General features: G+C 51.0%; 11 protein-coding genes. 9 read left to right on the forward strand and 2 right to left on the reverse strand.

The genetic code is table 11. The features are described 5' to 3' along the window. Nucleotides 1-42 precede the first annotated feature (42 nt). The 9 genes from AGI3411_RS29220 to AGI3411_RS29260 all read left to right on the forward strand — a co-directional run bounded on the left by AGI3411_RS29220 (nt 43) and on the right by AGI3411_RS29260 (nt 12,357). Nucleotides 43-1,059, forward strand: coding sequence for a phytanoyl-CoA dioxygenase family protein (locus tag AGI3411_RS29220; protein WP_244240482.1), 1,017 nt, complete (start codon nt 43-45; stop codon nt 1,057-1,059). Beyond that, complete coding sequence (locus AGI3411_RS29225; RefSeq protein WP_129530795.1) at nt 1,052-1,846, forward strand: SDR family NAD(P)-dependent oxidoreductase; 795 nt, start codon at nt 1,052-1,054, stop codon at nt 1,844-1,846. The genes AGI3411_RS29220 and AGI3411_RS29225 overlap by 8 nt, the downstream gene beginning before the upstream one ends. Beyond that, entirely contained in the window at nt 1,839-3,494 is a 1,656-nt protein-coding gene (locus tag AGI3411_RS29230) for an LTA synthase family protein (protein ID WP_129530796.1), read from the forward strand. The genes AGI3411_RS29225 and AGI3411_RS29230 overlap by 8 nt, the downstream gene beginning before the upstream one ends. 223 nt (nt 3,495-3,717) lie before the next feature. Then, the gene (locus tag AGI3411_RS29235; protein WP_244240483.1) at nt 3,718-4,764 is read left to right on the forward strand and encodes a KpsE/RkpR family capsule polysaccharide export protein; all 1,047 of its coding nucleotides are present in this window, start codon (nt 3,718-3,720) and stop codon (nt 4,762-4,764) included. Between the two features lie 128 nt (nt 4,765-4,892). Continuing rightward, nucleotides 4,893-5,882 (forward strand): polysaccharide biosynthesis/export family protein, encoded by a 990-nt coding sequence (locus tag AGI3411_RS29240; protein ID WP_244240484.1) that lies wholly within the window; start codon nt 4,893-4,895, stop codon nt 5,880-5,882. 12 nt (nt 5,883-5,894) lie between these two features. Then, nucleotides 5,895-6,680 carry an ABC transporter permease gene (locus AGI3411_RS29245; protein WP_129530799.1) on the forward strand — a complete coding sequence of 262 codons (786 nt, stop codon included), beginning with the start codon at nt 5,895-5,897 and terminating at the stop codon, nt 6,678-6,680. Next, complete coding sequence (locus AGI3411_RS29250; protein ID WP_129530800.1) at nt 6,677-7,336, forward strand: ABC transporter ATP-binding protein; 660 nt, start codon at nt 6,677-6,679, stop codon at nt 7,334-7,336. The genes AGI3411_RS29245 and AGI3411_RS29250 overlap by 4 nt, the downstream gene beginning before the upstream one ends. Before the next feature lie 67 nt (nt 7,337-7,403). After that, nucleotides 7,404-11,036: a glycosyltransferase gene (locus AGI3411_RS29255; protein WP_165359310.1), complete on the forward strand. Its 3,633-nt coding sequence runs from the start codon at nt 7,404-7,406 to the stop codon at nt 11,034-11,036. Between the two features lies 1 nt (nt 11,037). Continuing rightward, on the forward strand, nt 11,038-12,357 hold the full coding sequence (locus tag AGI3411_RS29260) for a DUF6395 domain-containing protein (RefSeq protein WP_129530802.1): 1,320 nt from the start codon (nt 11,038-11,040) through the stop codon (nt 12,355-12,357). Between the two features lie 179 nt (nt 12,358-12,536). Here the strand turns inward: AGI3411_RS29260 and AGI3411_RS29265 are convergent, their stop codons facing one another. Both AGI3411_RS29265 and AGI3411_RS29270 read right to left on the reverse strand, forming a co-directional pair. Then, the gene (locus tag AGI3411_RS29265) at nt 12,537-13,574 is read right to left on the reverse strand and encodes a glycosyltransferase family 2 protein (RefSeq protein WP_165359311.1); all 1,038 of its coding nucleotides are present in this window, start codon (nt 13,572-13,574) and stop codon (nt 12,537-12,539) included. A gap of 376 nt (nt 13,575-13,950) precedes the next feature. Continuing rightward, on the reverse strand, nt 13,951-14,484 hold a 534-nt coding region (locus AGI3411_RS29270; RefSeq protein ID WP_279638363.1), incomplete at its 5' end, for a UDP binding domain-containing protein.

Below are 14,484 nucleotides of genomic sequence, written 5' to 3' on the forward strand. Positions count from 1 at the left end.
CAGACGCCACCTTCTGCCATCCTTTCTTGCGCCGCGCACTCGTTGCGTTGGCTGCGCGCGCCGGTGTGGTTGCTGGCGCTGGCGACCGAAGCCAAATCCTTCAAAGACAATCCCATCCTCGGCAGCCCCACGCTGAACCGGGCCGGCCTGCACATCGCGCGCGTCCGGTTGGCGCACCGCATGGCGGACTTCCGGCGCAAACGGCTCAGGCATCTGCTGAGCCAACAGGATCGCAGCGACTTCGACCGCAACGGATTCATCCTCAAGCCGGACTTTCTGCCCCCGGAAGTCCTGGCCGCGGTCGAGGAAGAACTGGCCGGCTCCCAAGGCCAGGTGCGCGAGATGACGCAGGGCGACACCATCACCCGCCGCATGTCGCTGGACGCCGGGACGCTCAAGCACATGCCCGCGACACGGCATCTGCTGCAGAGCGCGCCCTGGCTCGGGCTGCTCAGCTATGCCAGTTCGTTCCGGTGCCATCCCATGAACTATCTGCAGACCATCCTGGCGCGCGTGCACGAGGGAGCGCCGCCCGACCCGCAGGTCGAGCTGCATTCCGACACGTTCCATCCCACGGTCAAGGCCTGGCTGTTCCTGACCGACGTGGGGCCGGACGATGGCCCCTTCGTCTATGTGCCCGGCTCGCACCGGATCAACCGCCGCCGGCTTGCCTGGCTGCGGCGCCAGTCCATGGAAGCCGGCACGCTGGACCGTCTGAGCACGAGGGGTTCCTTGAGGGTTACCCGGACGGCCCTCCACCGCATGGGCTATCCCGAGCCGCGAGCCTTCGCCGTCAAGAAAAATACTCTGGTCGTTGCCGACACGTCGGGCTTTCATGCGCGCGGCGAGAGCCGCCACGCCTGTACCCGAATTGAAATCTGGGGCTACGGCCGCCGCAACCCCTTCCTGCCCTGGACCGGCTGGGACATCCAAGGCCTGCCCGGGCTGAAGGGCAGGGCCGTTCCTCTTTATTGGCGCGCCCGGGACATCGGCGAAGCCCTGGGCCTGCGCCGCAACCCGTGGCGCCGCGTCCGACCCAACAAGGCAGGCCATGAATAGCAGCGAAGTCCGCGAACCCGGGTTCCCGCGTTGCGTGCTGATTACCGGCGCAACCGGCGGCATAGGCGGCGCCCTGGCGCTCGAATACGCGGCGTCCGGCGCCAAAACCCTCATTCTGCAAGGCCGCAACGTCGAGCGCCTGAGCGAATTGCGCGAAGCTTGCCAGGCGCGCGGCGCGCGCGTCCTCACGCACGAACTCGACGTGCGCGACCACGACGCGCTAATGGCCTGGCTGGCCGCCGTGTGCGAAGCTGAAATGCCGGAACTCGTCATCGCCAACGCCGGCGTCAACATCAACACGGGGCCTCAGGGCCAAGGCGAGGACTGGCAGGACGTACACCGTCTGCTCGACGTCAACGTCAAGGCGGTATTCGCCACCGTGCACGGCGTGCTGCCCGCCATGCGCAAGCGGGGCCACGGCCAGATCGGCCTCGTCAGCTCGCTTGCCGCCTGGCGCGGCCTGCCGGAGACCCCCAGCTACAGCGCCAGCAAAGCCGCCGTCAAAGTGTACGGAGAAGCCATGCGCGATGCGCTGGGCGATGAAGGCATCCGCTTCAACGTCATCATGCCCGGCTACGTCGAATCCCAGATGTGCTTCGACATGCCCGGCCCCAAACCCTTTCTGTGGAAGGCCGACAAGGCCGCCCGTGTCATCCGCCGCGGACTGCAGGCCAACCGTGCCCGGATCAGCTTCCCGTTCCCTTTGAACCTGGGATGCTTCCTGCTATCGGTCATCCACCCCGCGGTATCAGGATGGATACTGAAAAGGCTGGGCTACGGTGATTGAGGCGTTCTGGATACCGCTGCTGCCGCCGTATTTGATCGGGTTGGCCTTGTCGTGGGCGATCGAGGCCATGCTGACCCCGCGCCCCGTCGCCCCATGGCGCCGGCCCGCTGCCGCGATTGGCGTGCACGTGGGGGTCTGGACGCTGGCCTTCGCGCTGGAACTGGCCCTGTTCCGGCGGCCGTATTTCGGCGTGGCCAACGTGTTGGCCATCCAGTTGCTGATCGTGCTGGTCAGCAACGCGAAGTACCAGGCCTTGCGCGAGCCCTTTGTCTATCCGGACTTTGAATACTTCACCGACGCAATCAAGCATCCCCGGCTGTATCTGCCATTCTTCGGCCTGGCGCGCGCCCTGGCCGCGGGGGGAGGGTACGGCGCTGCATTGTGGGCGGGGCTGGCATTGGAAGACTCAGTCACGGCCGGCGCCGGGATATGGCTGGTGTCGTTCGTCGAATTGCCCCAGGAACACATGTTCGATCCCACGGCGCCCCTCATGCCGTTCTTCGCCCATACCTTCGGCCTGGCGGCGGCGGGGCTGGCGGTTGCCATCCTGGCCGGCCGCCGCAATCCTGTCGTCTTCGACGCCACGCAGGACCTACGCCGCCTTGGCCTGGTGGCCGCGCTCTGGGCCTACGGCCGCAGCGAGCGGCAGCCCGCCGACGACTTGCGCCGCCGCGCCCCGTTCGCCACGGCCAAGCCGCCAGAGGTCTTGCCCGACCCATTGCCCGACCTTGTCGTCATCCAGAGCGAATCCTTCTTCGACGCGCGGCGCGCCTACCCGCAGCTGCTGCGCCAAGACATATTGGCCAACTTCGACTTGCTCAAATCCGAAGCCGTCGCGCACGGGCAACTAACCGTGGCCGCCTGGGGCGCCAACACGGTGCGCACCGAATTTGCATTTCTTGCGGGCATGGGTCCGGACGCCCTGGGCGTCCATCAATACAATCCGTACCGCAAGCTGGCGGAGCAGGGCTTCCCCACTATCGCGTCGTACCTGAAATCGCTCGGCTACCGCACTGTGTGCGTGCATCCCTATCACCGGAGTTTCTATCGCCGGGATAAGGTCTTGCCGCTGCTGGGATTCGATGAGTTCATCGGGATTGAAGCATTTCAGGGCGCCAGGCGCGATGGCTCCTATGTAGGTGACAAGGCGCTGGGGCAGTACGTTGCTCACATGTTGCAAGAGAAAACGGACCGGCCTCTGTATCTGCACGTAATTACGATGGAGAACCATGGGCCGCTGCACTGGGAAAGTGTGGACCCGGATGATGTGGCGGACGTTTTTCGGGCTCCGATGCCGGAGGGGTGTCGGGACCTGGTGGCCTATTCCCGGCACCTACGTAACGCGGATGCGATGTTCGGCGATCTGCGGCAAGCCTTGATGGGCCGAGAAAAACCGGCTTCTTTGTGCATCTTCGGGGATCATGTGCCGATCATGCCCGGAGTATATGCGGAGTTGGGGGAGGTTGAAGGGACAACGGACTATGTGCTGTGGCGGACGGGTAAGAGCCAGAAAGAAAAAGAGCGTGATGAAGATGTGACCCTGCTAGCCTGCAGGTATTTGCAGGCAACCGGAACATATGAAAGATATGACGCTTCAAAACCGGTAACTGCATATGTCAGTAAAAATGCTGAAATAGATGCATTTTGAAACAAATTGTATATTTTTCACTGTGACCGGAGAGTCGTGCTATAGGGCGTGGCTTAAATACCGGTACAATCTGCCCCGCTTTTGTCTGTACAAACAAGTTTTAGTCGGAAATTGTAAAAATAGTGCAAGCTCTGCTGCATTTTGTAGGGTTCTAAAATATTAAATGATAAATCTGAGAAATTTCACGTCTAAGCGTCTGTTACTGGCATTAGTCGGTATTCCAATGGTTCTTGCATTGGTCTACTACAGTTTCTTTGCGCTTGACCGCTATGTAAGTTCAGCGCAGGTCGCCGTACGGCAAGTCGGCAACAATGAGACGCCACAGATACCAGGCCTAGCTGTGATGCTAAGTGGTTTGAACCCTACGTCACGTGAAGAGACGCTGTATCTTCGAGAGTTCCTGGTGTCGCAAGATATGCTGAACGTTCTCCAGGAAAAGCTGAACTGGTCTGAGCATTACGCCCAGCGATGGCGTGATCCAGCATTTTGGCTGTTAGCAGACGCTCGCCAAGAGGACGTCTTGGCATATTTTCAGCGGTTGGTTACGGCCCATTTTGACGAGCAAACCGGCCTACTAACGGTTCAAGTGCAGGCATTTAATCCAGATTTTGCTGAGCAGACCTTGCAGATAATGTTGAAGGAAAGCGAACGATTTGTGAATGAGCTTTCTCACCGCATGGCTCGCGATCAAATGCAATTTGCGCAGAGTGAGTTAGCGAAAGCACGCAAAGTTTATGAGGAACGAAGGCAAGACATGCTAGCGTTTCAAAGTAATAGCAATTTGCTTGATGCCGAAGCAGCAGCGAAAGCTCGTGCGGAGATGATTTCTGAATTGGAAGGGAATTTAACCAAGGAAAGAACAACCCTGAAAGGGTTACTTGCAACACTCGATACAAACACCCCACAAGTGCGGCAACAGCGGAACCGGATTCGGGCGCTTGAACAACAGCTAGCAGTGGAATCGCAAAGACTAGTGTCTGAGAAGAACGGTGACAAGCTAAATGTTGTTGCATCACAGTATCGAAATTTGATGATTGACGCTGCGATTGCAGAAGAAGCATATAAATTTGCGGTGGGATCGGTAGAATCGGCTCGAATAGAAGCCAGTAAGAAACTGCGTAGCCTGGTGACGGTAGTATCTCCCAATAGGCCTGATCGCGCGATCTATCCGGAGAGAATCTATAACCTCATAACTCTACTTTTCATTTTGGTTATTCTTTATGGCATCGTAAAATTTATAATTGCGACTATCGAAGACCATCGCGATTGAGGGCAAGAGAAATTATGAGCGTTATAAAAGTGAAGCACGTGTTTCGAATGGGGGCAATATGCGCGTTACTTGCGTTAGCTGGGTGTGGGAGCTTGCTTTCCTCAGCTGGGCCGTCTCGTTACGCAGTAATGTCCAGCGCCGACGAGCAAGATTATAAGCTTATTGATATTAGTGCGAAGACGATTGCTCCATACATGCGATCACCAGATGCTGCGCCTAGTTCTTTTGTTGCATTGCCTACTGTGCCTGAAATCCGTTTGGTCCCAGGAGACGTGCTTCGAATTATGATCGCGGATAGTGCAACAGAAGGCACTCTCTTCGCGCCTTTGTCAACTGGTGGAACCGTATTTGATAACGTTCGGGTTGACAGCAAGGGATTTATTTCTTTGCCATACGTTGGGAGGCAGATGGTAAAGAACCTAACCCTGGAAGAATTGGAGATACATGTACGTAAAAAGCTTCGAGGCATAACCTCTGACGTACAGGTGCAAATTGGTCTGACCGGAGATTTATCCGGATCGGTGCTTGTTGCTGGGGCAGTAAAGGCTCCCGGCCGTTTTTCAGCGCTGGAAGGGCCTTTGACGTTATTAGATGCGATCAACAGGGCCGGTGGACCAGTGCTCGAACCGCATTTGATAAAAGTATTAGTCAGAACTGGAAAAAAATCATATGAATTTGGCTATCAGGATCTGCTAGCCGGGAAGAATCAAGTTGTCCCTCCCGGAGCCGAAATTGTTGTGGAGCGAGCACGAAAACGATTTGTTGCTATGGGAGCGGTTGGCGATCCTGGATTGCATGATCTTCCTTCAGAGAATCCTAGTCTGCTTGAGGTTCTTGGCTCCGTGAAGGGGTTAAGCGAGGCTAAAGCTGACTCCGCTGGTGTGTTTATTTTTCGTTTGAAAGAAGAAAAAAAGCTTGATACAGGTGAGATAGTCAAAGAGGCCGAAGTCTTTAGGCTAAACATGAAAGAGCCTGCAGCGATATTCTTGGCTAGACAGTTTCTAGTCCAGCCGGAGGATGCCATTTATGTTACTAATGCGGCAGTCTACGAATGGCAGAAAATCATCTCGCCCATAGTGCAGGTCCTATTGTTGGGTCGAACCATAGATGGTCTTTGAGTTGTTATTGAGATGATCCAAAGAAGCTCCTTTGATGTAACGCGCTCTGTTATCTTCGCTCTGATCGTTCGGGAGATGCACGGTCGCATAAACGCTCGACGCCTTGGAGCTTTCTGGCTATTTTTTGAGCCTGTTTCTCATGTAATAGGAATCGTTCTTCTCATTGCAATAGTTCGCGGCCGTTCGATTCCGGGATTTGATGTGCCGGTATTTCTGGTGGTCGGCATCGTACCATTCCTGATGATGAAGAATATGTGCCTAAAGATTATGGAGGCAATAGCATCAAACAAGGCCCTATTTGCTTACAGACAGATAAAGCCGGTGGATACGATGATAGCGCGTGCTGTAGTCGAGTTCACGCTGTCGGCATGCGTATACGTTTTATTGATGTTTGCTATGGGATTCTTTCTGGATTACACGATTTCGATCGCTAGGCCGTTGGAATGGCTATTTTCAATATTTATTGGTGTCATTCTGTCATTTTCGATCGGGATGATAATGTGCATTATCGTGGAAGAAGTGCCAGAAATGAGATCGTTTTTTCGGTTGCTTTTTCTGCCGTTGTATTTCATTTCGGGCGCTGTATATCCTACCTGGGCAATGCCAAATAATCTCCTGCCTTGGATCGATTGGAACCCGTTTTTGCATGTTATTGACAGTGTCAGATGGGCAACATTTGAATGGTATCCGAAGACTGCAGGAATTGGGATTGGATATGCTGCAGAGGTGTCCTATGTACTGCTATTTTTGGCGATTTCGCTGTATCGCATACACCGTCATAGACTGATAGCACTATGATTGAACTTCGCAATATAACTAAGTTTTATAGGTCCATACATGGCCGGCATTATGTATTTCGCGATCTCAGTTTTGTCATTCCGGGTGGAAAAAATGTGGCGATCATTGGAAGAAACGGGGCGGGAAAATCTACGCTAATGCGATTGTTGGGGGGTATCGATATTCCTGACGCCGGGCGTATTGTTACCTCAAAATCTATTTCATGGCCGGTGGGGCTTAGTGGCGGATTTCAAGGTTCTTTGTCCGCTCGCGATAATGTCAAATTTGTTTGCCGCGTATACGGAAAAAAAGGTGAAGAGCTGAGGGAGCGCATGGCATTTGTTCGCGAGTTTGCAGACATTGGCCATCATTTCGACCAGCCTGTGAAGACATACTCTACTGGTATGAAGGCTAGGGTGGGTTTTGGCCTAAGCCTAGCGTTTGATTTTGACTATTATCTCGTGGATGAAGCAATGTCTGTGGGAGATGCTCACTTCAAAGCAAAGGCTACAGCAGCGTTCCAGGACCGAATTGATGGCGCCAAGATCATACTTGTCACACATGGCATGTCACAGGTCAGAAAACTATGTGATTACGTCTTGGTAGTGGACGATGGTAAGTTACATGCTTACGAAGACGTTGAAGAAGGTATTGCAGAGTATCTAAAATTGGGGTAGAGATATTCCTAAAAAAACTTACCGTTTAACCGAAATTTAAGCTCGCTGAGTTTCTATGAATAACCGAATGGAAATTGGTAGCGCCGACGCTACGTATCAGGCTTTCGACTTGTTGCTGAGCCGCCTTTCTTTCTCAAATCAACTGACCGTTGAAGCAGCTTCGCAACTACGGCTCCAATATAATCAGGCATCGGAGGAAGCGGCTCGGATGCACGCCGTGGAAATTTCGGCAATTCAACTAGAGAACGAGTCGAATTTCGCAAGGTGCAAGGCCGAATTCAGTCAAAGAATAGAGAGCCTCCAAGCCGAACTGATGGATTTGCGAGGCGGCGTAGACCAAGATTCCGTCGTTTTTCGCCGGACGAATGAGCTTCAGGATATTTTTGACACGATAGGTACGTTGAAGGAGCAGCTTTCGGGCGAACTTTCCAGATTAGGAGCGATGCAGCAACCTAAGCACGAAAATTCCTCTGACGAGAAGCATGTATTCTCAGCTCTCTCATATGTCGCGCGCACAGCGCAAGCACACGTAAGTGAACCAGTCGATGGACAAAAGGCAGGGTCTGCTACCTCTGCGGGTACTGCGAGTCCGTCTCAGAATATTGAGCAGTTGGCATCAGCGGCTGACACATATCGGCGGAAAGCTCGAAATTTAGCAAAGAGACTGGAAGTCGTATGCAATGAGAAACAAAAAGAAATTGACGCATTGAATGCTGCGATTGAAGTGGCCGAGGATAGGATTAAATTACTCGCGCGTGCGCTCATATCGCAATATCGTGATCTATTGGTAGCATCTGGTGATGCTGGCGAATATAAAACTAAATATGAGCGGATTAAGGAGCATTTGTCGTACCGTATCGGAACTGCGGTAGTTCAAAGTTCGAAGACTCTACAAGGCTGGTTTAAAATGCCCGCAGCGATGTTGAAAGCTCGTCGGGAATATTATGAGGCCAAGGAATTACCAAAAAAGATCGTTTTGCACGCTCCGCCGCTTACTATTAAGAATGATCAGAAAAGTGGAGTTTTTGCCAGTTCTACCGATTGGACTCGTATCGTAATTGAAGCTGCCGGAACTGATCGGCTGCTCACGTTGGGGGCGATACCACTTGGAGAGGATGGGGATCTTCGTATTAGCTATCGAATTAGTGGCATTTCTGGTGAAGTTATTTCTCAGGGAGATGCCGAGATATCAGCTAAGAAGGTCGGTTTAGGTGAGCTGCCCCGGGGATTGACCTATGAGTTTTCGTTTAGGAAAACCAATCGATCCACAGGGATGCTTGTTGTTACTCTTCGTACAGTAAAGACGGTCGGCAATAAGAAAGGAAGTGCTTCAGAACCGGTTGTACGTCCGAATGAGGGATCCATACGAGATGCAACACAGATTGTGTCTAGCAAACGGAAGAAGCCGGTGGCAGACGTGTTGCGGAAAGTAAAAGCAATGCTCGATATAGGACAGGTTGATGAAGGATTTGCGTTCGGCGAAAGATACGTTAATGATCTCGAGCGGCCTGCGCTTGAGTTACTCCGAGCTAACTACCTTTTAGAGAATGAAGCGGCATGGCTAAAAGTGCTTAACAACTATGTTGCACGTTTCGGCATTGCCCATATCAAGCTAGTGCCGGGAAATGCGCCAAAGTACCTTCGTTTGAAGACCGGCACAGTGCCACCGATAAAAACCGGGCCGCTTATTAGCGTAATAATGCCTGCGTTCAATTGTGAAAAAACGCTGTTTTTTGCGGCTAATTCGATATTGACTCAGCAGTGGCGTCGCTTAGAATTGATCATCATTGATGATTGCAGTTCTGATGGGACATGGCAAGTCATGAAGAACTTGGCTCTGCAAGATTCACGGGTAAAAATATTTCGCAATAAACGAAATTGTGGTCCTTACGTGTGCAAGAACATCGGGCTGTACATGGCAGAAGGGGAGTACATTACCGGCCATGATTCCGACGATTGGGCGCATCCTGAACGCTTGTCTAAGCATATCCAAGCAGTTTTGGATCTCGGCGATACGGCTCCGCGTGCTAGTGCGATCAAGATGTTGCGTATGCGGCTAGATGGCGAGTTCGACCGCGTTTCGAATGTTACGCAGAATACATATGATGGTCTTCTACAGACGGCGTTTATAGGCGTGCTATTTGAAGCTCAGTTTTTGAAACAAAAATTGGGCCATTGGGACAGTATTAGATTTGGCGCGGATAGCGAAATGATCAATCGTTGCCGGCATATTCTAGGGGACGAGTTTGTGGTGTTTGATCAACTGGCGATGATATGTCTGGATTCTGACGACGGCCTGACTGCACACCCCGTATTTGGGGTTCGGGGTAGGACTTCGGATCTGCGTAAGGCATATAAGCAACAGTTCTTGCAACATCATGAATCATTGCTCGCAAATAACAAGTCCCTCTATATGCCGTTCCCACACTTTCCCCGAGTGTTTCCTGTCGGAGAAGGAGCTGCATTGACTGGGAGCGATCTGAACGCAGCATATGAGGTGATTACTGCGCGAAGGGATTTGCGAAATCTCGATGTATGCATTATTACCGATTTGCGATTCCCGGGGGGGAATGCTTCATCGACACTGGATGAGGTTGACTCGTGCGTCAAGGCGGGCCTCCGAGTTCGCATTATTCATAGTCCGTCTTCGGTAAGTGAAGGTAAACCAATCAGTGACCGTTACCATCGAATTGCGGACCTGCTGGAACTTCAGCAATGTGATATTGGTCAAATAGAAACCAAATTACTTATTGTCCGGCATCCACGCGTTATTTGTTCGGAACGATTTAGGTTGTTGGCAGAAAGAGTAACGGCTCAGCATGCGGTTTACTTGATAAACAACTCTATTTTTAATGGCTCGGAAGAGGCAATCTATGACGTTGAAAGCCTAAATAGAAATACTGTTATCGTTTCGGCAGAATCCTCCGCCATCTATCCGTTAGGCCCGAGAATTCGGAGGGAATTGGCAGATTTTGAATTTTCGGTGGCGCTGGCAGATAACGATTGGCATCCTTTATTCGATGCATCATATTATGCGGATGTATCGAAGGAGAGCGTCGCAGTTATTCCTACGATTGGTCGGCATGGACGTGATCATAAGGATAAATGGCCGACAACTCGGGATAGGTTGCTAAAGATTTACCCTGACAATTCGGAAGTGCGGGTTGCTATTTTGGGCGGAGCAGATTTTGCTACTGAATTGATTGGATACCGGCCCAAAAATTGGAATGTGCACCCGTTTGGGTCAATGTCTCCTCCCGATTTTTTGAGTTCTCTTGATTTTTTTGTATATTTTCCCGCCGAAAACTTAAACGAAGCATTCGGAAGAACGGTCATGGAGGCGATTTTTTCTGGTATCCCATGTATTCTTCCTGAATCGTTTAAAGACAGTTTTGGTGATTTTGCCTTTTACGTAGGGCCAGAGGATGTACTAGCAGCTATTGCTCGAATTCGACAAAGAAATAATCTTCGGTATGAGTTTGTGCGGTGGGCGAGGGAAGCCGCTTTGGCTACATTTGACTCAAGCGCTTTCTTCCGTAGAATGCGAAGACTCAACTTGGACATTGATACGGCGACAGTGTCGGGTAGCCAAAATGATTCGGTTAGCGAGCTGCCTGATCATTTGCGTGATTTTAAACAGTGGGTGGAAGGTAATCAGGGGTATTCCACTCTATGCGACCAGCAGTCAGTGAATAGATAAGATGAAGATAATATATTCAGATGTGGACGGTTTCATTGAATTCAATATTCAGACGTCCGAACGAGAAGACGCAATAGAGAAAAAGGTCCATTTGGATCGGAGATCTGCGCGTGTTGCCTCGTCACTCGGATGGCGCGATGTGCATCCCGACTTATTAGCACTAAGCGCTTTTTTGATAGCGGCTCCCTTTGCGAAGAAAGTGTTGACGTTTGGTGCTGGAATTAGCCAAGCAATGGTTGCAGCGTTTCAGCAGGTACGGCCCGATTTGAGTTGTGGCCCCGTCGACTATGAGCTTAAACCTCGTGCGCGCCCGCAAAACGGGCGGATTGGATTGAGTTTTAGCGGTGGTGCAGATTCGTTCGCCGCAGTCGAATTACTGCCGGCCAATACGGAAATGTTTTTTCTCAAACGCTTAGTGCCGGCTGAAAATGAGAGGGAGAGCACAAAGCAGACATCTGCTGGGGAACGGGCATGTTTCGCTTTGAAGGATGCTGGACGACATGTTTTCATCGTTGAGTCGGACTTAGAATTTGTCAGACATCCCATAGGATTCGCTGATCACATGGCGTGCGCCGTGCCTCTTATCGTGGCGGCAGAGCAGAGAGATTTGGATGGAGTGGCCTGGGGGACTATCGCGGAGGCTGCTTATCGCTTTGGTTCCAGCGAATATGTTGATTTTTCCGAAAGGCCGCAATATATTGACTATCAAAACCTCTTCACTCAAGTTGGCCTCCCCTTCTGTAATCCTGTGATTGGCATGAGTGAAGTAATTACTAGTGCCGTAATGAGTAAGTCGCCCTTTAGATCATACGTCCAGTCTTGCATGTATGGTGGTATAGAGGCATGTGGCATGTGCAAAAAGTGCTTTAGAAAAGCATTGCTTGATGCGTCCATCTCTGGGCAGTGGCCTTCCGACGATGAATTGGATAGCTATTTTGCTCAAAATGGAATTATTAAGTATATATCGATGTTGCCGATAAAGCTGGAGAATATTTACGCGTATGTTACATCTAAGTATATGGGCGATCATCCCTTAATGCTTGCCTTAAAGAAGCGCGTTCGCGGCGGAGAACTGTCAGTGGCCTGGATGGAACGTTATATTCCCAGTTATATTGATCAAGCTCCCGTCGATCGCCGTGAACAGTTGCTCCAGTTAGCAAAGCCTTACGCGGAGCCTATGGACCAAGACGACATCCGTAGTATGCTTAAATGGTCGGTTGTCGGGCACGCGACAGACCCGCTTATGATCGATTCGGCCGCTCAATTTCGTGAGCAGCTGCTGATACATCGAAAAAAATATTTGGCTACTATGGCTAAGTAGAGTGTGATCTGTTGTTATTGATTTGATATGAAATGCGTTGCGGGAGCCCCAATGTCCTAGCTCAGTAGGGGCAGCACGCATTTCAAGCGAGTCATAAGGCGAGATCGTTAGAATTGTTATTTCGCTAAAATTGCTGACAAAAGTACGTATTTTACACTCGGATGGCGAGCAGAAGATATCTAGAGAGGCATTCGTAGATTTTGGCTGGATTCTATGGATTGTAGTATTTTTTCAGCAGATTTTTCTCGATAAGCTATTCTTGTCGAGGAATATCCTGTAGCGTCCGGTCCGGTATTTGGATTGTGCATAAGTGACGTGGGTAGGGACATTGCGAGTAGGGCTACGTGATTTTGTATGGCAATTCGCTTGTCTCCGAATACTGCACGGATTCGTTCAAAATATTCTGTATCGGCGCCAACTTGGACTGTATCAAAACCTCCAATTTTACTAAGGACTTCTCGTCGTCGAAAAACCAATGTATTGGGCGACCATTGCCGCATCGGCCAGATGGCAGGAGAATGGAATATGGAATCTTCGTTGAGGCGTACGTAGCGGCATGTGACTGCTACCCTCTGGGACGACTTCTGTAGCCACGTAATCGCACGTTTCAATCGCTCGGGATGTGACCAGTCGTCCGCGTCTTGAAAGGCGATATAATCACTTCGACAAAGCCGCAGCCCAATATTTTTTGCGTTATATGTGCCAATGTTGGTAATTAGCCTTTTGCAACGAATGTGGGTTGGGTGTTCCTGTTGTAATTCGCAGATAATTTTCCAGGTGTTATCGGTGCTGCCGTCGTCGATGATAATTAGCTCTGTATTGACGTCGATCTGTTGAATGACGGAAAGTGCGGCGGCGCGAATGTATTTGTGGCCATTAAATACGGTCATCACCACAGATACTGTGGGCCTGCTTTTAGGCGATCGGTTTGTGTTTGTGGAAATATTTCCAATATCGATTTTTTTCTTGTTGTCAATAAGACTAACAGGCAGAAGCCCCATGCTCTCAAAGTAGAGATTCAATTGAATCAGCTTTTCTTGTGGCTCTGACACGGAATTTGCAATTAACAGGTGCTCATCCCCGCTGGGAATATATGGTGCAAGTAGTTGAACAGCTCGTTTTGGCGTCATCACGGCATTTATCTGAGCGCTTAAACGGGAATTCCCTGTTTCGAACCAATACTCTGCGGCCTCTTGCGGTGAAAGTCGTGTCAGCAACTTTAGGGTCCGCTTTGTTTCTGCTGACTCAATAGAGAGAGAACTGATAGCATTCCGAAGATATAGGAGGGCGAGCTCCCGCTCACCCCCTAAGAGAGCCAACTTCGCCTGCACGACCGAGTGCATCGGGAGGGTTTTCAATAGCTGCGACGCACGGGAAATGAAGCCAAAATCTAATAGTCTGTGTATTGTGGCGAGTTTTGGACGTGCAGTGAGTTCATATGCAATTCGGTGATAGGGTGAGCGCCAACGGCATCCCAAGAGGAGCCAGTGCCGAAACAGAAACTCAATTTTCTTGTTTACATTCATTATTACAGCGAATCACTGACTCTGCTTGTCGGAATAATGGGGATGGCGATAGCCGGATGGCAAGGAGTTAGAGGCGTAAATCGGCTTGTTCTTGCGCCAGAACATATTTTAAGTCGAATAGCACGTGACCTTCTGGCTTTCCAAGCGCGTGTATGTCTTTTGCTCCCATCTCTACAAACTGTGCATGGGAAACTGCAATAACGATCCCGTCGTAGGTTCCATTTTTCAGGCTGTTTGTTACTTTTATTCCATACTCTTCGAGAGCCGCATTCGGGTCAATCCAAGGGTCATAGACGTCTACTTGAGCGTTGTACTCTACAAGCTCCTTATAAATGTCTATAACGCGTGTGTTGCGTAAATCTGGGCAGTTTTCCTTGAACGTTAGGCCCATGATAAGCACGCGAGCTCCATCGACATGAATGCGCCGGCGCGTCATTTCTTTTGCGAGTCTATCAGCTACATAACCTCCCATCGAATCGTTGATTCGCCGGCCAGCCAGAATAACCTCGGGATGGTATCCAATCGATTGCGCCTTGTGGGTCAGGTAGTACGGATCCACGCCAATGCAGTGGCCGCCCACCAGGCCCGGACGGAACGGCAG

The sequence above is a fragment of the Achromobacter agilis genome, assembly GCF_900496965.1.
GTDB classification, from domain to species: domain Bacteria; phylum Pseudomonadota; class Gammaproteobacteria; order Burkholderiales; family Burkholderiaceae_B; genus Achromobacter; species Achromobacter agilis.